The 20,974-nt window shown below is 42.8% G+C and carries 21 protein-coding genes; 7 read left to right on the top strand and 14 right to left on the bottom strand.

Annotation, left to right across the window (positions count from 1 at the left end; genetic code table 11):
• Positions 1 to 12: 12 nt before the first annotated feature.
• The 4 genes from L1D60_RS09455 to potA form a co-directional block, all read right to left on the bottom strand.
• A complete protein-coding gene (locus L1D60_RS09455) occupies positions 13 to 1,047 on the bottom strand; it encodes an extracellular solute-binding protein (RefSeq protein ID WP_239840850.1) in 1,035 nt (344 codons plus the stop codon).
• Positions 1,048 to 1,141: 94 nt separating this feature from the next.
• A complete protein-coding gene (gene potC, locus L1D60_RS09450) occupies positions 1,142 to 1,912 on the bottom strand; it encodes a spermidine/putrescine ABC transporter permease PotC (RefSeq protein WP_032549054.1) in 771 nt (256 codons plus the stop codon).
• Positions 1,912 to 2,769: a spermidine/putrescine ABC transporter permease PotB gene (gene potB, locus L1D60_RS09445; protein ID WP_239840849.1), complete on the bottom strand. Its 858-nt coding sequence runs from the start codon at positions 2,767 to 2,769 to the stop codon at positions 1,912 to 1,914. The genes potC and potB overlap by 1 nt, the downstream gene beginning before the upstream one ends.
• On the bottom strand, positions 2,753 to 3,868 hold the full coding sequence (gene potA / locus L1D60_RS09440; RefSeq protein WP_239840848.1) for a spermidine/putrescine ABC transporter ATP-binding protein PotA: 1,116 nt from the start codon (positions 3,866 to 3,868) through the stop codon (positions 2,753 to 2,755). Before potA ends, potB begins: the two co-directional genes overlap by 17 nt.
• A gap of 330 nt (positions 3,869 to 4,198) precedes the next feature.
• Between potA and L1D60_RS09435 the strand changes: the two genes are divergently transcribed.
• From L1D60_RS09435 to ttcA, 4 genes are all read left to right on the top strand, one after another.
• Entirely contained in the window at positions 4,199 to 5,002 is an 804-nt protein-coding gene (locus tag L1D60_RS09435) for a hypothetical protein (protein ID WP_239840847.1), read from the top strand.
• Positions 4,995 to 5,852: a glucosaminidase domain-containing protein gene (locus L1D60_RS09430; RefSeq protein WP_239840846.1), complete on the top strand. Its 858-nt coding sequence runs from the start codon at positions 4,995 to 4,997 to the stop codon at positions 5,850 to 5,852. Before L1D60_RS09435 ends, L1D60_RS09430 begins: the two co-directional genes overlap by 8 nt.
• A 75-nt stretch (positions 5,853 to 5,927) precedes the next feature.
• A complete protein-coding gene (locus tag L1D60_RS09425) occupies positions 5,928 to 6,581 on the top strand; it encodes a DUF2987 domain-containing protein (protein ID WP_239840845.1) in 654 nt (217 codons plus the stop codon).
• Positions 6,582 to 6,790: 209 nt separating this feature from the next.
• The gene (ttcA, locus tag L1D60_RS09420; RefSeq protein ID WP_239840844.1) at positions 6,791 to 7,684 is read left to right on the top strand and encodes a tRNA 2-thiocytidine(32) synthetase TtcA; all 894 of its coding nucleotides are present in this window, start codon (positions 6,791 to 6,793) and stop codon (positions 7,682 to 7,684) included.
• Positions 7,685 to 7,764: 80 nt separating this feature from the next.
• Here the strand turns inward: ttcA and uspE are convergent, their stop codons facing one another.
• The 10 genes from uspE to ccoN all read right to left on the bottom strand — a co-directional run bounded on the left by uspE (position 7,765) and on the right by ccoN (position 16,690).
• Positions 7,765 to 8,712 (bottom strand): universal stress protein UspE, encoded by a 948-nt coding sequence (uspE, locus tag L1D60_RS09415; RefSeq protein ID WP_239840843.1) that lies wholly within the window; start codon positions 8,710 to 8,712, stop codon positions 7,765 to 7,767.
• A 133-nt stretch (positions 8,713 to 8,845) separates the two neighbouring features.
• Positions 8,846 to 9,592: an FNR family transcription factor gene (locus tag L1D60_RS09410; protein ID WP_017632474.1), complete on the bottom strand. Its 747-nt coding sequence runs from the start codon at positions 9,590 to 9,592 to the stop codon at positions 8,846 to 8,848.
• An 86-nt stretch (positions 9,593 to 9,678) separates the two neighbouring features.
• Positions 9,679 to 10,353, bottom strand: a complete 675-nt coding sequence (locus L1D60_RS09405) for a sulfite exporter TauE/SafE family protein (protein ID WP_239840842.1) — start codon at positions 10,351 to 10,353, stop codon at positions 9,679 to 9,681.
• A complete protein-coding gene (gene ccoS, locus L1D60_RS09400; protein WP_239840841.1) occupies positions 10,350 to 10,532 on the bottom strand; it encodes a cbb3-type cytochrome oxidase assembly protein CcoS in 183 nt (60 codons plus the stop codon). Before ccoS ends, L1D60_RS09405 begins: the two co-directional genes overlap by 4 nt.
• The gene (locus tag L1D60_RS09395) at positions 10,532 to 12,904 is read right to left on the bottom strand and encodes a heavy metal translocating P-type ATPase metal-binding domain-containing protein (RefSeq protein ID WP_239840840.1); all 2,373 of its coding nucleotides are present in this window, start codon (positions 12,902 to 12,904) and stop codon (positions 10,532 to 10,534) included. Before L1D60_RS09395 ends, ccoS begins: the two co-directional genes overlap by 1 nt.
• 3 nt (positions 12,905 to 12,907) lie before the next feature.
• Positions 12,908 to 13,387, bottom strand: coding sequence for a FixH family protein (locus L1D60_RS09390; RefSeq protein WP_239840839.1), 480 nt, complete (start codon positions 13,385 to 13,387; stop codon positions 12,908 to 12,910).
• Between the two features lie 85 nt (positions 13,388 to 13,472).
• Positions 13,473 to 14,447, bottom strand: a complete 975-nt coding sequence (gene ccoP, locus L1D60_RS09385) for a cytochrome-c oxidase, cbb3-type subunit III (RefSeq protein ID WP_032549070.1) — start codon at positions 14,445 to 14,447, stop codon at positions 13,473 to 13,475.
• Positions 14,447 to 14,620, bottom strand: a complete 174-nt coding sequence (locus L1D60_RS09380; protein ID WP_032549071.1) for a CcoQ/FixQ family Cbb3-type cytochrome c oxidase assembly chaperone — start codon at positions 14,618 to 14,620, stop codon at positions 14,447 to 14,449. Before L1D60_RS09380 ends, ccoP begins: the two co-directional genes overlap by 1 nt.
• A gap of 9 nt (positions 14,621 to 14,629) precedes the next feature.
• Entirely contained in the window at positions 14,630 to 15,250 is a 621-nt protein-coding gene (gene ccoO, locus L1D60_RS09375) for a cytochrome-c oxidase, cbb3-type subunit II (RefSeq protein ID WP_032549072.1), read from the bottom strand.
• A 12-nt stretch (positions 15,251 to 15,262) separates the two neighbouring features.
• Positions 15,263 to 16,690, bottom strand: coding sequence for a cytochrome-c oxidase, cbb3-type subunit I (gene ccoN, locus L1D60_RS09370; RefSeq protein WP_239840838.1), 1,428 nt, complete (start codon positions 16,688 to 16,690; stop codon positions 15,263 to 15,265).
• 258 nt (positions 16,691 to 16,948) lie between these two features.
• Between ccoN and L1D60_RS09365 the strand changes: the two genes are divergently transcribed.
• The 3 genes from L1D60_RS09365 (at position 16,949) to L1D60_RS09355 (ending at position 20,323) form a co-directional block, all read left to right on the top strand.
• Positions 16,949 to 17,311, top strand: a complete 363-nt coding sequence (locus L1D60_RS09365) for a hypothetical protein (protein ID WP_239840837.1) — start codon at positions 16,949 to 16,951, stop codon at positions 17,309 to 17,311.
• A 100-nt stretch (positions 17,312 to 17,411) separates the two neighbouring features.
• Entirely contained in the window at positions 17,412 to 18,596 is a 1,185-nt protein-coding gene (locus tag L1D60_RS09360; RefSeq protein ID WP_239840836.1) for an FIST N-terminal domain-containing protein, read from the top strand.
• Positions 18,596 to 20,323 (top strand): response regulator, encoded by a 1,728-nt coding sequence (locus tag L1D60_RS09355; protein ID WP_239840835.1) that lies wholly within the window; start codon positions 18,596 to 18,598, stop codon positions 20,321 to 20,323. Before L1D60_RS09360 ends, L1D60_RS09355 begins: the two co-directional genes overlap by 1 nt.
• Positions 20,324 to 20,974 lie beyond the last annotated feature (651 nt).

Below are 20,974 nucleotides of genomic sequence, written 5' to 3'. Positions count from 1 at the left end.
TTATTATAGACCTTACTGGCCTGCTTTCAACTTCATGAAGTAATCTTCGTATTTTACTGTTTTGTCACCAACCGCAGCTTGCCATTCAACACGATCCAGGTCTTCTTGAGAAGGGAACAGTGCAGGGCTATCTTTGAACTTCTCATTCGAAGCTTTTACTGCTGTTAGGTAACCAGTATCGCGAGAGATTTGTTCTGCGATTTCAGGACGTAGTAGGAAGTCAATCATCTTGTGAGCCGCTTCTACGTTCACTGCACCAGAGCTGATAGCAAAGTTGTCTACCCAACCAATACCACCTTCTTTCGGGAATACTAGCTTAATTGGTAAACCTTCATTTTGCGCTGCTGCTGCAGAGCCGTTCCAAAGCATACCTAAACCAACTTCACCAGACATGTATGGCGCACCTGGGTTATCAGAGTTAAACACAAGTACGTTTGGCATCAGCTTTTGCAGCTCAGCGTAAGCTTCATCGATCTGCTTTTCATCTGTTGTGTTGCCTGAATAACCGAGTTTACGAAGAGCGATATGGAACACTTCACGCGTGTCATCCATCATCATCAACTGACCTTCAAGCTCTGGCTTCCACAGATCAGCCCAGCTTTGAAAATCTTCTGGGTCATACATATCTGTATTTACAGCAAGACCAGTGATCGCAACAACGTGAGGAATAGAGTAGTCGTTGTTTGGATCGTATGGCTTATCTAGGTAGTTAGTGTCTAGGTTAGTAAAGTTACTTAGCTTAGACTTATCAATTTTTTGCAACATGCCTTCATCGCGCATTTTAGACACGAAGTAGGTTGATGGCACAACAAGGTCGTAGCCTTTGTTATGTGTTTTTAGCTTTGCGTATAAAGTTTCATTCGACTCGTAAGTAGAGTAGATAACCTTGATACCTGTTTCGTTCGTGAACTGTTCTAGGATCTCACTATTGATGTAAGGACCCCAGTTCATAAACACTAGTTCTTTGTTCTCTTCTGCAGTAACAGATGCAGAAAACATAGAAAGCGCACATGCACTACCAGCTAATAAAGTAGCCCATTTTTTCATTGACGTTAGCTCCAAACTAAACGTTGCCCAAAGGCAGTAGATAGAGAAACAGAATGATGACATCACCATTCTGTTTATGAATAACACTTGAGGTTTACTTGATTTTCTCTCTCGCTAGTAATTGAGACGCAACCACTAGTATCAATGAGACCACAAGCATGACCGTTGCAAGGGCGTTAACCTCGGGTGAAATTCCCACTTTAACCATTGAGTAAATCTTCAATGGTAAGATTTCATAAGTTGGACCCGTTACAAAAGAGCTTATGATTACGTCGTCTAAAGACAAGGTAAAGCTCAATAACCAGCCCGCAGCAACCGCAGGTTTCGCTAGCGGTAGGATGATCTGTTTCAAAATCGTCCATTCGCTCGCACCTAAGTCTTTTGCTGCTTCAAGCATTTTGACATCAAATCCGTTCAAGCGGCTGTAAACTGTCACCACAACAAACGGTAGGCAGAACGTGATGTGAGCAGCGAGTAGGGTAAAGAACCCTAACTGAACGCCCATCACCAAGAACAGAGCCAGCAATGAGATCGCCATAACGATATCTGGTGACATCATTACAACAAACAACATTGTGTTTACGACGCCTTTGCCTTTGAACTGGTAGCGGAACAAGGCAACCGCCGTTAAACTACCTACAATTGTAGCTGCCGTTGCAGAAAACACAGCAACATTTAGAGAGTGCCACGCTGCCTGCATAAGGCTATCGTTGTTTATCAGCGCGTCGTACCACTTAGTCGTAAAACCGCCCCATTTCATACCAAACTTGTTCGCATTAAAGGAGTTAGCAATTAACACGATGATTGGCAGGTATAGGAAACCATATACCAATGTCATAAAGCTGAACTTAACTGTGCGACCCATTAGTCTAGCTCCACCTTTTTATTCAATAGCTTGCCTGCACGATAGTAGGCATAAAGCATCACAGCCATAGCAGCGGTTAGTGCAATACTGGTTGCTGCACCAAAAGGCCAATCTCGAGCATTCAATACTTGGCTCTTAATCACGTTACCAATCAATAAGTTCTTCGCTCCACCCAGAAGATCGGAAATGTAGAACATACCTAACGCTGGTAATAGAACAAGCAAGCAGCCGCCAATAATACCTGGCATTGTCAATGGCAAGATGACTTTAAGTAGTGTCTGCAACTTATTCGCACCCAAGTCTTTTGCTGCTTCGATATAGGTATCGTCCAACTTCTCAATCGCAGAGTAGAGTGGCAAAATCATAAATGGCAATAAGATGTATACCAGACCGATCATCACAGCCGTTTCGGTGTACATAATACGCATCGGTTTGTCGATGATTTCGAGCGCCATTAAGCTTTTGTTCAACACGCCTTGGGTACCCAATACAATCTTCAAACCGTAAGTACGAATCAGTGAGTTGGTCCAAAAAGGAACTATCACTAAGAACAGCATGAATGGGCGCCACTTAGCTGGCATTTTTGCCACGATGTAAGCAAACGGGTAGCCAATCACTAAACAAAGTAGAGTAGCCACAATCGCCATGTAGAACGAATGCGCCAACACTTTGAAATAAAGTGGATCAGCCAAACGCGCGTAGTTATCGAGTGTAAAAGTCATCTCGATAAGGTTCGCTTCATCTCTAGTTAAAAAGCTTGTACCGATGATCATGATGTTTGGAATCATCACGAAAATAACAAGCCAACCAGTGATCAAAGCGATAATGGCGTTTTGTAAATTAAACTTCTTGCTCATCTTCTAGTACCACTTCCCAGCTCTCAACCCAAGTTACAGCAACTTTTTGGCCCAATGAGTGATCAACATCTGGGTCATCTTCGTTGAAGAATTCGCTTACCATAACGCGCATACCAGATTCTAGTTCAACGACTGAATCTAGGGTCATGCCTTTGTAGGTACGCTCAATAATATGGCCAACAATACCGCGCTGTTCTGACTCTTTGATCTCTTCGATTCGAAGATCCTCTGGTCTTAGTAGGACTTGCAGCTTCTGTCCTTCCGAGATCGCTTTATCGTGGTAGATAACCGAATCTTCACCTTCAATCTTTGCCACGATGCGTTTGTCATCAAGACGAGATATCGCTGTTGCTTCAAACACGTTGATTTCACCAATGAAACGCGCAACGAATAGGTTCTTAGGCTCTTCGTAAATTTCACGTGGTGTACCATCTTGTTCGATAACACCGTCTCGCATAACAATAATGCGGTCTGACATTGATAGCGCTTCTTCTTGATCATGCGTTACAAAAATGAAAGTAATCCCAAGTTGACGCTGAAGTTGCTTAAGCTCAATTTGCATCTGTTTACGAAGTTTGTAATCCAATGCAGACAGAGATTCATCCAGCAGTAGAACTTTAGGCTTGTTAACAACGGCACGCGCAATCGCGATACGTTGTTGCTGACCACCAGAGAGTTGGTGTGGTTTTCGCTGTGCCATCTGCTCTAGGCGTACCATTTTCAAAGCGTCCATCACACGAGGTTCAATCTCTGCGCTAGGAACTTTCTGCATACGTAGACCAAATGCCACATTGTCGAAGACAGTCATATGTGGGAATAGGGCGTAGCTTTGGAAAACAGTGTTTACGTGCCTTTGTTCAGCAGGGACTTGGGTAACATTCTGGTCAGCTAATAGAATTTGACCATTATCTGCCGTTTCAAAGCCCGCAATCATTCTTAGTACTGTGGTTTTACCACAACCCGATGGACCTAAGATGGTGAGGAACTCACCGTGATTGACATTTAGATCAAGATTGCCGATGACTTCCTTACCATCGAAACTTTTACTAATACCAGTGAGTTGTACTACTGGTTTTCCTACTGATTGTTTAGCGTTCAACGTCTGTTTTTCTCCACCTTGGTCCTTTTCAAGACCTGTTGCTACACACTTTTAAGGCGCGCATCATAATCACCAAAATCGTGAATTCAAAGCATTTTTTATCATTGGTTGATAAAAAATTTCGCAGGTAAAAGTAAACATCCTTTACCATACTGATATTTGAGGCATTTCTGCATAAATAAGTGTTTAATTATTAACCATTAACGCATAAAAGCAAGCCTTGTTACAGAATCAAGTTTTAGTTTGCACTCTACATATGAGTATAATGAAGCCAATTTTTTATCAATAAGTTAGGTGGCTTCGAATTCGCTAGCGCACCTAGGTATCACTATGAATAATGACATCGAAAAAGACTTTAATTTAGGCGGCAGTATCGACAGAGCACTTTCTGGAGATTACGAATTGAAAGCGACAGCTGTTTTCCAAGAAGCATGGAAGCATACGATTAGCCACTTCTTAAACTTCTCGCCAGCCATTATTGCTTTAATGTTTGTCCAACTTGCTATCTTTTATATCGCTCTGAAGCTACAGCTTGGTGACCCAAGCATTATCCTTGATGCCGTGATTGATCCTGAAGCATTTACGCCTCAGATCGTTGAATCGATTTTTATTGCTAACTTTAGTTATGAAGTAATCAGCGCACCGGTTTACGCAGGTATCAGCTTAATGGCAATGAGCCACGCGGCCGGATTAAATACTAAGTTGCGCCATATTGGTAAAGGGCTTCAATTCACAGTACCCGTGATCTTAGCAACGCTATTTAGCCTAATGCTACAAGGCATCGCAGGTATGATTCTGCCTTTCTTGTCGATTTATTTCTCGTTGGCATTTACGCACTCAATCCTGCTTATCTGTGATAAGAAAGTGCCGCCGATGCAATCTTTGTTACTGTCATTACGCGCAGTAAACAAAAAGATATTCACGGTTGCCGCCATTTACTTGATGGTAATGCTGATGTTTATTGCTGCAGCGATGCTTTACGGCATTGGCTTGATTTTCGTTTTACCGTTCTTCTTCCATGTGAAAGGTATTCTGTATCGCGAAATGTTCGGTATTAAGCTGAAGCTTATTGCATCGGACAAGCCTAAGAACGATGACGACAATAACAACGACTCACAGGTTTTCGATGCATAATTCAGATTCAACACAAAAAAGCCGTGCTCTTGCACTAAAGGTTACGGCTTTAGCATTGGTAGGCTCGGTCTCTCTGGTTGGTCCTTACCTCTATAATGAAGAAGAGGAACGTCGAAAAGCATCTCTAGAGAAAACACAAGCAAAAGCGATGCATACTATCCCAGAGCTGGATCTGCCATCAGGGAAGCCTAACTTCGCGGCAATTGAAGATACCAACGCAAAGAAAAAAGCCTTCTTCGATTACTTACGTCCAAGTATCAACCTAGAAAACCGTGGTATTTCAAAAGAAAGAGCCTTCTTAAAAAGCCTAGCTGATAAGAAAGTGACAAATGCAGACTCGGAAGATAAGGCGTACGCAAACAGATTGGCGAAACTTTATAGTTTACCGTTACCAACCGCAGGTATTGATGACGCTTGGTTAAACGAGATGCTGAGCCGCGTCAATGTGCTACCTGAAGCTCTGGTCCTCACACAAGCGGCTAATGAGTCTGCTTGGGGTACATCGCGCTTCGCCACTGCAGCAAACAACTACTTTGGACATTGGTGTTACAGCAAAGGATGCGGGCTTGTACCATTACAACGTAACGAGGGAAGCACCCATGAAGTTGCTAAGTTCTCGTCAAGCCAAGAGTCTGTTCACCGTTACTTTATGAATCTGAATCGCAATAATGCCTATCAAGACCTACGTGCTATACGCGCGCAACTTGATGAGCAGGGCGAAGACCTTCTAACTTTTGGTGCAGCAACCGAGTTAACACAAGGCTTATTAAAATATTCTGAACGTGGCGTCGACTATGTGACTGATTTACAAGCCATGATACGTCACAACAAGGTATACTGGGTCAAATAACCTATCAAACTAATAGAGAGCAGCGGGTTAACGCTGCTCTTTTTGTTTTTAAGCTCAACAATTATAAGAAGTACCATGAAAAAGACGACGCTTGCTATTCTTGCCTCATTGAGCCTTGGGCTATCTCTGCCTGCTGCGGCCCAAGAGTACATGTTCACCTATTCAAAGCTCTATACTCAACTCAAAAACAACCTTAAAGAAGGGCATGAAGACGTTAAAGTCGCTGTTTTTTTCGTTGATCAAGCAACCAATACCACTTGTCACATCAGTAAGTCGTGGATGGAAAAAGAAGAACATTACGAAGATCTGAAAGTATCACCAGTGAATGAACTGCTTCTTCCTATCGACAAGAACTTGCGCTCTGCTAATCCTTTAATCTTCGTTCATACAACGGAAAAAGAGTGCGCATATTCCCTCGTAGTTATGACCAAAGAACCACTACAAGGCGAAGTACAGGTTAGCGACATCGAGGCACTACTGCCGCAAATGCAAACCATGTTAGAAGATCTTAGCGGTATGTTCTCTAGTTGGTTTACACCCGATATTGAGGGCGTGACATTGGAGTTCCCAAATCAACTCAACAGTGAAATCAGCCTTTCAAATGGCAAAACAATAGCAATTGAGCAGGGTCGAGCTCGCTTTACCATTGCAGATCTTGATGGAGCGAGCAGCTTTACACTACCAGAACCAACGCTGAGAGTGCTGCCGTATATTCCAACTGATAAATAAAACGGCTCCTAACATCTAATCGAAAACAGCAAGCATATCGCTTGCTGTTTTTGTTTGAATCCAATTGATATAGAACAGTATTGTCAATAAGAGGTGAGGTTATCTCGCGTTGACTATTTCAACCTGAAATAAAAATCCGTATAATCCACGCCCTAAAACATACCACCTAGCAATCGACAGTCGGTGTTTCCGGCAGTATGAGAATAGCAATGAACCAAAACGATAACAGAAAAGAAATCCACGAATTCAACAAGCTTCAAAAACGCCTAAGAAGAAATGTTGGAAATGCCATCATCGACTACAACATGATTGAAGAAAATGACGTAGTAATGGCGTGTATTAGTGGCGGTAAAGACTCATTCGCTATGTTAGACATCCTGCTACGTTTACGCGAAGCAGCACCAATCAAGTTCGATGTTGTGGCGGTAAATTTAGACCAAAAACAACCAGGTTTCCCTGAGCATATTCTACCTGAATACTTTGAAACCCTGAACATCCCTTACTACATTGTCGACAAAGATACTTACTCAGTAGTAAAAGAGAAGATCCCAGAAGGTAAAACAACTTGTGGTCTATGCTCGCGTTTGCGTCGCGGTACACTTTACTCGTTTGCAGAGAAAATTGGCGCAACTAAGATTGCCCTGGGTCATCACCTAGACGATATCGTAGAAACCATGTTCCTAAACATGTTCCACGGTGCGCGCCTAAAAGCGATGCCACCTAAGCTACGTTCTGATGATGGTCGTAACGTGGTTATCCGCCCGCTGACTTACTGTCGTGAAACCGACCTTATTAAGTACGCAGAGCACAAAGAGTTCCCGATCATTCCTTGTAACCTATGTGGATCACAAGAGAACCTACAACGCCAATCTATTAAAGCGATGCTGATTGATTGGGATAAGAAAACACCAGGTCGTGTAGAGAAGATCTTTAAGTCAATTCAAAACGTGAGCCCAAGCCAACTGGCTGACCGCGAGCTGTTCGATTTTGTGAATCTACCACTTGATCGTAGTGGCGAGCGTGAAGAGTATGAGTTTAGCGAAGCCGAGATCTCTTCATCTAACATCGATGAATCAATGTTCATCGACGTGACGAATATTTAGCATTAAAGCTAGAAAAGAACAGATACAAACAAAAGCGCCTCTAGTCTCACTAGAGGCGCTTTTTTAATACAGGAGAAAACCTAGTTCGATGTATTTGGGTCGAGCGGACTAATAAACCCAGCAGGTTTCAGAGCCAAGACATCACAGTTAATTTTATCAATCACATGCTCTGCCGTATTACCAATAAACACTGCAGACAAACCAGTACGGCCTGTTGTGCCTAGGATCACCATAGCAGCATTATTCTCTGCCGCCACCTTAGGAATAATATCTTCAGGTAAGCCTTGTTCAACAATCGTCTGCTCCTCACACATACCATGTTTCTGGCGTAGTGCTTTCATTGCCGTGAGATGATGCCCACGGACAGCATCGGTATAAGATGTCGGATCGAATTCCGGAAGCTCAATCGTGATATTTGCTGGCGTAACAGGGTAGGCGTTAACCAAGTATGGTTGAGCATCTAATCGGCCTGTAATTTCCAACAATCTATCAACCATCGCATCATTAAGTTCTAGATGAGATTCCGTCTCAGAACCAACGTGAACAGACGCATAGATCTTCGCATCCTCTGGCCAATATTCGTTTTTCACCAATAAAACAGGGCTTGGGCATTTACGTAACAGGTGCCAATCTGTAGGAGTGAAGATTACAGACTCTAGCGTATCGTGCTTACGAGTACCTTTAATTAAGATGTCGTGTTCACCACTAAACACCTCAGCAATAATGGCTTCATACGGGCGGTTATGCCATACAACCTTAACATTGAATTCGATGGTGTCATCAATGTATGGCTCAGCCACTTTGTTCATCCAAATCTCACGTTGGTGAATCACACCTTTACGCATAGCATCACGCTCGTCGGCCGAGAGCATTGAAGTCATGTCATACGAGAAATCATAAATGGAAAGAAAGAAAGTAACGTGGCTTTTTGAAGTGCTTTTTTTGGCAAGTTGAATAGCGCGAACGAGGGCTGGTTGCTCATCGTGATTGATGTCAGCGACCACTAAAATTTTGTTATAGATACTCATAACTAAGCCTACTTTTCAGACTGAACATATAAACAATGTAGCGTAGTTATGGAGAGATTAAGAGAAATATAGGAGGTTTTTGAAGAGAAACATGATGTAGCTCATTATTGAACTACATCATTGATATTTAGAACTATTCTTTCGAAACGCCAGCTAATTCCATAAGCGCATCGTGATCTTCGATAGTAATGTACTTACCTTTAACGCTCAGGATGTCTGCTTTTTGGAAACGACCAAGTAGGCGACTGATTGTTTCAACAGTAAGACCTAGATAGTTACCGATATCGCCACGAGTCATTGTTAAGCGGAACTCTCTTGGGCTGAAACCACGTTGAGAGAATCGAGTAGACAAGTTGTAAAGGAATGCAGCAAGACGCTCTTCTGCATTCTTCTTAGAAAGAAGCAGAATCATTTCTTGGTCACCTTTAATCTCGTTACTCATCAAACGCATGATTTGCTGACGAAGCTTCGGCATCTTACCTGATAAGTCATCTAGAATTTCGTATGGGATTTCACATACCATTGATGTCTCTAGAGCTTGTGCAAAGCTAGGGTGTAGGTCGCCAGTAATTGCATCAAAGCCAACTAAATCACCAGCCAAGTGGAACGCAGTAATCTGCTCATCACCTTGCTCAGTAATTGTATAGCTTTTGATAGTGCCAGAGCGTATCGCGTAAAGAGACTTAAGCTCATCACCCGCTTTAAATAGCTCTTGGCCCTTTTGAATAGGCTTTTTTCGCTCAATGATCTGGTCTAGTTGATCCAGTTCAGATTCATTCAAAGTAAATGGGATACACAGCTGGCTAATACTACAATCCTGACAATGGATTGCACAGCCACCAGACTGAACACGTTTCGTCACAGGCTTTTCAGAAATCATAACAATCTTTCACTATTTGATATACGTCAATATTTTAGCATCCATTCAGAGTAAAGGATAGCAAAAAAACCGCATTTAAAGCACGCCTATACGGTATAAATAATGAGCTGAATGGCTTGGTAGGCAGTAAATAGACCGTATAAAAGGATCAAAATTGCACCGCATTGTCTAAACAAGTCAGCTTGTTGCAACTTTTTTAGAAAACCAGCACCAAAACCAACGGTGAGCATTGCGGGCAAGGTTCCGAGACCAAACGCGAGCATGATTCCAGCACCGTTAATCCAGCTTCCTGAGACTGCGGCCCACGTCAACATAGAGTAAACGAGACCACAAGGAAGCCACCCCCAAACAAAGCCAAATGGCAGAGCATGGCTTGGGTGCTTGAGAGGAAGAAGCGATTGACCTATTGGAGAAACATAGCGCCATAAGCGTTGTCCAACTGTTTCAAAAGCCAATAAGCCAAACCACCATTTACCGATGTATAACGCCAGCACAATCATGAATACCGCAGCAACAAGCCTTAACCAAGCTAACGCAGCGTTAAAATCACTAAGCTGTCCTAATGAAGAAACCGCACCACCAATTAACCCACCAATCATCATATAACTGAGTAAACGCCCAAAGTTATAAAGAATAGGAGTAATAGGGGAAGGCTTTTGAGCGCCAATAGAAAGAATCGACGCGATGCCACCACACATTCCCATGCAGTGGCCTGCGCCGATCAACCCAACCACAAAGGCACCAATCCAATCGGGTGTCATTTCTTGCTACTTGGTTGGTTCTTTGAAGCAGGATCGTTTGCGTCTTCATCGAACAAAATGTTGTGACCTTGGCGTTCTAAGTCTTCAAATTGTTCGCTTTTCACTGCCCACAAAAATATGCCGACAGCGATGCACACTAAGACGATAGCGATAGGAATGAGTATGTATAAGCTTTCCATTATTTACCTTGCTCTTTTAGAAGTCTCAGTGAGTTAGACACTACAATGATAGAACTCGCTGACATGCCAACCACAGCGATGTAGGGTGCGACTAGGCCGGCAACCGCAAGCGGCAGTATAAGTAGATTGTAACCCAGTGACCACGCTAAGTTTTCACGAATGATTTTACGAGTTTTCAATGCCAACTTACGTGACTGAAGTAGCCTATCAAGCTTATCACCTAACAAAACCATATCAGCAGAAGCTTTAGCGACATCTGTACCGCCGCCCATAGCTACAGATAAATGAGCGCCCGCAAGAATAGGGGCATCGTTAATACCATCACCAACCATCATCGTAATGTCTTTGTGATCACGAGAGTTGAGGTAGGCAAGCTTATCTTCAGGTTTAGCGTTGGCAACAATATCTGTAATACCGATCTCTTCCGCGACAGGTTTAGCATTGACTAATGAATCCCCTGTCAAAAGAGTGGTTTTGATGCCCGCTTCTTTGAACTTTTGAATGAACTCGATGCTCTCTTTACGAATTGGATCTTCATAAACAAAGGTTGCAATGTGTTTATCATCAAGAGAGAGGTAAATACCGTTACTCTGATCATTCTGAGCCTCGCCAAGAATAAACTCGCTACTTCCGATAGCCACTTTATGACCATTCCACTCACCAGTAATACCAGAACCAATGACATTGTTCACTGAGTCGACTCTTACATCATCAGATTCAAACGCTTTAAACGCTTTAGCGATAGGGTGGTTAGCATGTTGCTCAAGGCTTGCGGCTATCTGTAGACAGGTATCTTCGTCTATATCTGAATGCGTTGCAGTTTGACTAATACGAATGTCACCTTCAGTAAGGGTACCTGTTTTATCAATGATGAGGTGATTTACCTTACAGAGCGTCTCAAACACATGACCCTTGCGAAGCAGGATACCGAAATTACCCATACGGGAAGTTGAACAGGTGATTGCCGTTGGTGTTGCAAGAGATAATGCACAAGGACAAGTCGCAACCAATACTGACAACATGATCCAGAATGCGTCTTCTGGTTTAGTTTGATGCCAGTACAACCAAGTACCAAAAGAGATAATCAAAATCACCGCGACGAAATAGCGCGCTACGATATCCGCAATCTCTGCAATACGAGGCTTAGAAAGCTGAGCTTCATCTTGTAAACGTACAATGTTAGAGATAACCGAATCCGCTTTTGAGCTCTTAACTTCAAGCTCAAAAGACTCGTCACCATTTAAGGTACCTGCAAAAACAGAGTCCCCTTTATTTTTTACAACGTGGATAGATTCACCCGTGAGCATCGATTCATCAATATGAACTCGCCCAGATAACACGACGCCATCTGCAGGAATGTGTTCACCGGGTAGAACTCGGATTTTGTCGCCAACCTTAAGCGTCTTAACTGGAATTTGATCGCCATCGAGAGTGGTTGCCATTGCTGGAACTAACTTAAGCAGGTTGCCACTTGCGGCAGCTGCTTTGCGACGGGCGCGCATCTCAAGGAATCGCCCTAACAAGAGGAAGAACGTAAACATCGAGATAGATTCGAAGAAGACTTCGCCTTGCTCTGTTACAGTTGCCACTAAGCTAGCCACGTAGGCGAACAACAGGGCGATAGATACGGGTACATCCATACCTAACGTGCGGCCTTTGATACTTCGCCAAGCATTAATATAAAAAGGTAATGCTGAATACAGTAAAACCGGTGTTGCGAAGATCAAACTTACCCAACGAAAATAGTGTTTGAACTCGGGTTCAAGATTACCGAAAACTTCAAGGTACAGGGCGACTGCAAGCATCATTACTTGCATCGTTGCCAGACCAGCAACACCTAAGCGATACAAATAGTTCTTCATCGAACGATGGTAAGCCGCTTCTTGCTTGTCTGCCTCGAAAGGCGCCGCTTTGTAACCAAGCGTATGAATCGCAGAAAGCAGCTCGCTCAATTTAGTTTTTGTATTGTCCCAGCTAAGAAGGGCACGGTTGGTTGTGGTGTTAACACGAATACCATAAACACCGTCTTGAGCAGAGACTTGCTTCTCAATCAACCAAGCACAAGCCGCACAAGAGACACCCTCTAGTGACAACGTCACCTCTGAGGTGTTTTCAGAATTACGTACAAACTCAAGTTGTACATCTTCATTGTCGTAATGGCTAAGGGCAAGTAACTGTTCAGGAACGAGATCAGCTTTTTCAGCCGGAGCGGTACGATATTGGTAGTAGGAGACCAAGCCACTATCAACGATGGTTTGGGCTACGGTTTCGCAGCCCGGGCAACACATTGGACGTATAGAGCCTAATATTTCTACTTTAAAATCCGTTTCCGCTGGTACATCTTCACCGCAGTGATAACAGGATTCACTCATACTTTAGTTCTCTAGTTTGATTTTGTTTTCTAGAGGGAAGGTGATACGGCCTTGCACCAACCATTCTTCGTTGTGTGGCGTCAATTCAATGAACCAAGGGCCTTCAATCTCATGGTCAGTGTTAAGCACGTAATCGCCCTGTGCATTCGCTGTAAGCAGTTGTGTGAAGTCGCGGTCAGGCAGGGTGCGGTGAACAAACATGGCACTGAGCGCAGGGAAGTGCTCAAGCTTGCCTTTATCTAAAGAAATGATGATTGACTCACCACGCTCAGAAATGTCTGCTGACAAGCCTAGTGCTTTTGCTACGTTAACCTTAGAGATATCGACATTAATGCCTTTCCCTTTTTTATAGTAATCCTCAGTGACCAAGTCGACAGAGTTCTGTGTAAATACAATAACCGTTAAGATCGTCCAGACCACAACTGTCGCAGGCAACGCGATTAAGAACCACGGCCAAAATTGTTTATACCAAGGCTTTACCATAAAAAAGATCTCGAAAAAGAATAAAAAGAAGTGTTTATAAAATAAAGGAAAGACAGCCCCTAAGAAAGGGGCTGTTATTGAAATGTTACTTATTATCTGAGTTGCTTAAGCTCCACACGTAAGCAGAAACTAGTTGAACTTTTTCTTCACCTAGAATGTCCTTCCATGCTGGCATTACACCAGAACGGCCGTACATTACAGTTTCTGTTACATCTGCACGAGAATCGCCGAACAACCAATCGCGGTCAGTCAGGTCAGGTGCACCTACAGCAGGGTTACCTTTACCATCTGTACCGTGACACGCTGCACACACTACGAAACGAGCTTTACCAGCTTCAGCTTCACGAGCGTTAACGCTACGACCAGAAAGGCTAAGAGTGTAGCTAACTACTTCTTTCACGCCTTCTTCGCCAAGAGCGTCTTTCCAACCTGGCATTTGACCAACACGACCGTGTAGTACTGTCGTTAGGATCGCTTCCGGCTCACCACCGTATAGCCAAGCATCGTCAGTTAGGTTAGGGAAACCTTTCTGACCACGTGCATCCGAACCGTGACACTGAGAACAGTTTTGTAGGAACAGACGTTGACCTACTTTAATTGCTTCAGAGTCTGATGCGATATCAGGGATCGAACGAAGACCGTTATCATCGTATGCAAGTTGGTTAAACGCTTCGCCAAAGTAGTTGTTAGCGTCGTCTAGCTCTTTCGCATACTGGTCTAGTCGCTTGTTCTGTTGCGCGTCAACTACAGAAGCACGAGACTGTGCAACCGAAGTAACGGTCTGGTCAGAACTTGTCCAACCTAGAACACCTTTAAAGTTACCTAGACCTGGATAAAGGATGAAGTAGATTACCGCGAACACAAGCGTGCCGATAAATAGGTAAGTCCACCACTTCGGAAGAGGGTTGTTTAGTTCACGAATACCATCGTATTCATGCCCCATGTCATCACCTTCTTCAATACCCGTTTTGTTCGAGAAGCATGAGCGAAGTAAAACCGCACAACCAATGAGTGTACCGATAGTAATTACGGAAACCCAGATACTCCAGAATGTACTCATTACTTAGTCACTCCTTGTTCTTTTGAACTCGTTTCAGCTTCATCCGCAAAAACTAGGTTTGCATCGTCTTCGAAACGAGATTTACGATTCTTGCCAAATGCCCACCAAACGATGCCGATAAAACAAGCAAAAACGGTCACAGTCCAAACGCTTTGAAATGTAATAATGTCCATAGTCATTCCTTATTTCATTGCGTGGCCAAGAGATTGAAGGTAAGCAATGATTGCATCCATCTCTGTTTTGCCTTCAACATCTTGCTTCGCGTTAGCAATCTGTTCGTCTGTGTAAGGAACGCCAAATTGATTGCGGAAGAGTTCAAGCTTCTGCTGAGTCAATTTACCATCAAGTACATTGTCTTCTAGCCATGGGAAACCAGGCATGTTTGACTCTGGAACAAGTTCACGAGGGTCAATTAGGTGAACACGGTGCCACTCATCAGAGTAACGATCACCAACACGCGCTAGATCCGGACCAGTACGCTTAGAGCCCCACAGGAATGGGTGTTCCCAAACGCTTTCGCCCGCTACAGAGTAGTGGCCGTAACGCTCAGTCTCAGAACGGAATGGACGAATCATTTGGCTGTGACATACGTTACAGCCTTCACGAATGTAAATATCACGACCTTCCATCTCAAGAGCAGAGTAAACACGTAGATTATCTACAGGTTCAGTTGTCTGCTTTTGGAAGATAAGAGGAGTGATCTCTACAAGAGCACCGAAGCTGATTGCGATAACGATCAGGATTGCTAGCAAGCCAACGTTTTTTTCTACCAACTCATGGCGATTATTTGAATTTGAGCTCATTCTTAAATCTCCTTAAGCCGGTTGCGCGATAGCTTTTAAGCTAGCTTTTGGTGCTGTAACAGTTTTGTACGTGTTGTATGCCATTAAGAACATACCAGTTAGGAAGATGAAACCACCTAGGAAACGTACAAAGTAGAATGGGTAAGATGCTTCTACAGACTCAACAAAGCTGTAAGTCAACGTACCGTCAGAGTTAACTGCACGCCACATCAGACCTTGCATTACACCTGAGATCCACATTGCTACGATGTAGAAAACAGTACCGATTGTTGCCAACCAGAAGTGAACGTTGATTAGAGATACAGAGTACATACGCTCTTGACCAAATAGTTTTGGAACTAAGTGGTAAACAGAACCGATAGAAACCATTGCAACCCAACCTAATGCACCAGAGTGTACGTGACCGATAGTCCAGTCAGTGTAGTGAGATAGTGCGTTAACCGTTTTAATAGCCATCATCGGGCCTTCGAAAGTCGACATGCCGTAGAATGATAGAGAAACGATTAGGAAACGTAGGATAGGGTCGTAACGTAGCTTATGCCACGCACCAGATAGAGTCATAATACCGTTGATCATACCACCCCAAGAAGGAGCGAATAGAACAAGCGACATAACCATACCTAGAGATTGAGTCCAGTCAGGTAGTGCTGTGTAGTGCAGGTGGTGAGGACCAGCCCAGATATACAGAGACACTAGAGCCCAGAAGTGAACAATCGATAGACGGTAAGAATAAACAGGGCGTTCAGCTTGCTTAGGTACGAAGTAGTACATCATACCTAGGAAACCAGCTGTTAACAGGAAGCCTACCGCGTTGTGACCGTACCACCATTGTACCATTGCATCGATAGCACCTGAGTAAATCGAGTACGATTTAAACGCAGATACAGGAACAGCTAGGCTGTTAACGATGTGCAACACGGCAACCGTGATAATGAAGGCTCCGAAGAACCAGTTTGCTACGTAGATGTGTGACGTCTTACGCTTAATCATTGTTCCAAAGAACACGATTGCATAAGCTACCCACACAAGCGTGATAGCGATATCGATTGGCCATTCAAGTTCTGCATATTCTTTACCAGAGGTTAGACCTAACGGTAAAGTAATTGCAGCGGACAGAATAATCGCTTGCCAACCCCAGAAGGTGAAGGCTACGAGTGGACCACCAAAGAGACGCGTCTGACAGGTGCGTTGTACAACATAATATGATGTTGCAAACAGGGCACTTGTACCGAACGCAAAAATAACCGCATTAGTATGCAGGGGACGTAAACGACTGTACGTCAGCCACGGCGTATCAAAGTTTAGCTGTGGCCAAACTAATTGAGCGGCAATCAAAACACCAACGCCCATACCGACAATACCCCAAAGAATAGTTACTAAGGTGAACTGACGGACGACCGTATAGTTGTAGTTTTGTTCAAGCTGCTTTTCTTGGCTCATTTGCATGCTTCCAATTTCTTATTTACTACACTTTACTTCCAACACGACTCACGTCGTAATGCCACCCAAATCAGAAAAAGAAACTCAGACTATTCAGAACTTTATTTCCGCTTGCTGATTTTAAAAAAAAGTGGCATTTTCAACGCGACACTATACTTGAATTAACAAATCAATGACAGAGTAGTAACCTTACGGTTGGTCAGGAAATGTATTTTTATTTAAAAACTTTGAACTTTGTAACAAGGAGTAAAGGATAAAATGGCAGCACAAAAGCTCACAAAAGGCAGGCTTGTACAAATTATCGTCATGTTGTCTATTTTAGTAGCTGCATTTACTTGGAGAACAGTAACATACGAAAATAACGAAACGGTTGACTGTATTCTTTCAGCACCGTGTGAAATTACTATTGATAAATATAATGTTAGTGTTTCAAGTGATAATCATGGCTATTTAATCGAAACATCTGAAAGTAACAAAATTGCTATTAACTATGATGGAAAAGGAACTCTAGTTGTAAAAAGTCCATCTTCTTGGTTACTTACAACCGATGAACCGACATCACAAATAACAGTCACAACCCCGCAACAAGGCCATCGAGTTTCGGTGACCCTCTCAAAATAAGCATTATGAGGTCGGAGGTGGGATAAACTTGTACTAAATCAGTAAAAACTCATGCTTCAAAATGGTATAACTGACCGATTAATAAATTAATCAAGCGTTTATGAAGTTTCTCTCTAAAGTTTCCTACTCACACGACAACGTCGTCGCTGTTCATGAGCTCCTCACCGGTTTAGAGCGAACTCATGAGATTGCCTGCCTTATCTGCTACTGCACTGAAGAGTATTCAACGTTCTCAGTTCAGGAGTTGCTTAAACAACAACTGCCAGATACACCAGTTCATGGTTGCACGACTTGTCATGGGATAATGACAGAGACGGGGTTTCATTCTGGCCCCGTGATTGGTGTGTTAGCCATCTATGACTCGGGGATAAACGCCTACGGAACAGGGATACAAAGCTTTGAAAGTGATGTTACCTCTAGTACTCATCATGCAATAGATATGGCATTGAGAAAGGCTGATCGAATAGGGGAAGTCCCAGACCTTATTCTTCTTCATTCAACTCCAGGGAATGAAGAAACAGTCATGAATGCGATCGATGCGAAATTCGGTACCGAAGTGCCAATCATTGGTGGTAGCGCCGCTGACAACAAAGTTTCTGGTAATTGGAGTATCTTTACCGAAGATCTCGTTTCTATTAACGGGGTTTCTCTCACTGTCTTTTTCTCATCTCAATCTGTATATAGCTCACTAAATGCAGGGCATACGCCAACTCAATTTTCTGGCACAGTGACTAAAGCTCGAGATCGTATTCTTCAGGAAATTGATAATAGACCCGCTGTGGATGTATATAATGAATGGACAAATTATCACTTAGGGAACTCTGATGACGGTTTTATTTTCGAACAGTCATCCGTTTACCCTTTAGGTCGAAAGGTCGGTTCTTCGTATAAGACACCTTATTTCAAATTGTCACACTCAATTAGACAAACAGAGTGCAAAGGCATTGAACTATTTACCGATATTAATGAAGGTGATGTGATCAACTTAATGCAGGGCTCTAGAAAACAGATCATCAGCAGAGCCGCCAATATCATACATTCATCTTATTTTAACGACATGGATCATGAAGAGAAACTGGGTGCGATCAACATCTTTTGCGCAGGGCCCATGTTGAGCTTAAAACAGGATATGGACGAAGTCTGCACGCAAATAAATCAAGCACTTAATGGGCTTCCATACATATGCCCATTCACGTTTGGCGAACAAGGACGTCTTTGTGGTGGTGAAAATGCGCACGGTAATTTAATGGTGTCGTCGGCCACTTTTTATAGGTTAAAGAAATAATGGGTACGGACAACCAGGAAGCGCTACAAGAGGCGCTGGTACAGTTAGAAAGAGCCAAATCACGCGAGCGTAGTTTAGCTGAAGAGAATAGGGTGATACTGTCGACTATCTCTGAAATTAGCAAGGCTAACTCTATTTCTGATATATTTTCCAGCCTAGAACTAGTTCTTAAGAAGTATATAAAATTTGACGATTTCATCGTAATTTCACGTGTAAACAACCAAGATAGTTTTAAAACACTCTTAGCGAACAACCGTGCTTATGAAAATATTCAGTGGCAAGACTCAGGAAAGTTATCGCGCGTTATAAACGGTGAATGCACAATTTTATTTGAGCCACGCAGTCTGCCAGAGTTTAGTTCACTTAATTCAATATTACTTGACCAAATCAACTCCGTATTAATGACCGGTATCGACACAGGCTTAACTCAATCTGTGATCGTTTTTATCCATTCCAATACAAAACACTTTAGTGTTGAAACGAAAGCCACACTGAACCGTTTCCGGCCACTGATTGAACGCGCAGTGTTCGACATCGAAAACAAAGAGAAGTTAGAGGCGACGGTTAGAGAGCGCACCGCTGAACTCATATCTGCGCGTAAAGAAGAAGAACGCGCAAACAAAGCCAAATCCGAATTCTTAGCAATGATGAGTCACGAGCTGCGCACACCACTTAATGCCATTATTGGATTAATTGAGACATTAAAGTGCTCAGACTTAACTAATGAACAACGCTCGATCATTCAGAGCATGGGAACATCCTCTGAACTTTTGCTGGCCATTATAAGTGACGTACTAGATTTCTCTAAAATTGAATCCGGCTGTTTTTCTTTAGCGCCACAATGGAACAATGTAAGAGACACTGTAACTTTTGTTTTGTCCGAACAAACTAAGATAGCTGACGCTAAAGGGTTAACGCTAAATCTAACCTGCGAAATGCCCGAGCACGAGCTACATTACATCGACCAAACGAGACTTGCTCAAATCCTATTTAACTTAGTCGGCAATGCCATTAAGTTTACTGAGCGAGGAGAAGTTAATATCGGTATTCATTACCAGCAAAGTGCTTTCCATATATCCGTAGAAGACACTGGTATTGGCATGAATCCTCGACAATTGGCATCGTTATTCAGCCCGTTTGTTCAAGCGGATAGCACCATTACACGTAGATTTGGTGGAACAGGTCTAGGTTTAGCCATCACCAAGCGCTTGGTGGAACTAATGGATGGAAGAATCGAAGTAACGAGTGAGTTGAACAAAGGCTCATGCTTTAAGGTTCAATTGCCTGTGTTAAGTCGGTTAAACAAAGATGCTCAGTTGAAAGAAGTGTGCGGCACGGCAAGCCAATCGCTTAGGACTCAATATTCTGTGTTAATCGTAGAAGACAATCCAACGAACCAAATGGTTATTCAACTAATTCTGTCGAGACAAGGACACAAAGTTTTCATCACAAGTAACGGAAAAGAAGCCATTAACTTTATTCAATCTGAAAAAGCACCCATAGACATTATTCTTATGGATGTTTCAATGCCGGTGATGGACGGACTAACAACCACCAAAGTTATGAGGCAAAAAAACATAAACATACCAATTGTCGCGCTAACAGCTCATACATCAAATGAAGACAAATGTTCGTGCTTAGATGTAGGTATGAATGACTTCGTTACCAAACCAGTAAGAACCAAAGAGATCACAGAAGCGATCGATCGCTTATTAGTAGAGTCCTAATAAACGTATTCTGAATCGAAGATTATGAATATGATTATTAGGTATTTTATGGTAAATAGACTTTCGGTTAAATTGAAACGCTTTTACCGGCCACAAAGTGTAAGTGGGGTGCCAGAAATGAACACAATACCTGTTTCCACCAAACCTTATTTAACATAAGATAGATAATACGCACTGATTTATGTAAGAGCAATATAGTAATGTCCGGTTTGAGCAACTTTAAAATGTCCTCCTAAGCTTAAAACATTGTTTGGCTTTTAGGACCTAAACTGCTGACTTTTTAGATATCTCTATTAGACATGTCAGACAACTGTTAAACCAAACCAATCGGCAACTTGCCCAAGTTCGCCGACAGTTTCTACAACCTTCAGTTTCTTTAACTACATGAAAGCCTCGCTTCAATACTAATTGAAAATCACAATAACGATTGAATTAACGCTACGAAAATTCCCGTACCCACTAAGTCACGTATTATATGACAAACGCCTATGGTGACTTCTAGGCTTCAATCGAATCTATTGAATGTGACTCTGTGTTGAAATCTGAACATGCTTGCTCCTGTAACTACCCAGATTTCACGCACGCCTCTGTATCCTTTGATAATTCACTACTTGAAAATGTCACAAGTTTATAGCGGACGATCTTTGTCTT

The sequence above is a fragment of the Vibrio sp. Isolate30 genome (assembly GCF_022397975.1).
GTDB classification, from domain to species: Bacteria; Pseudomonadota; Gammaproteobacteria; order Enterobacterales; family Vibrionaceae; genus Vibrio; species Vibrio fortis.
This window is presented reverse-complemented; position numbering and strand designations above follow the sequence as displayed.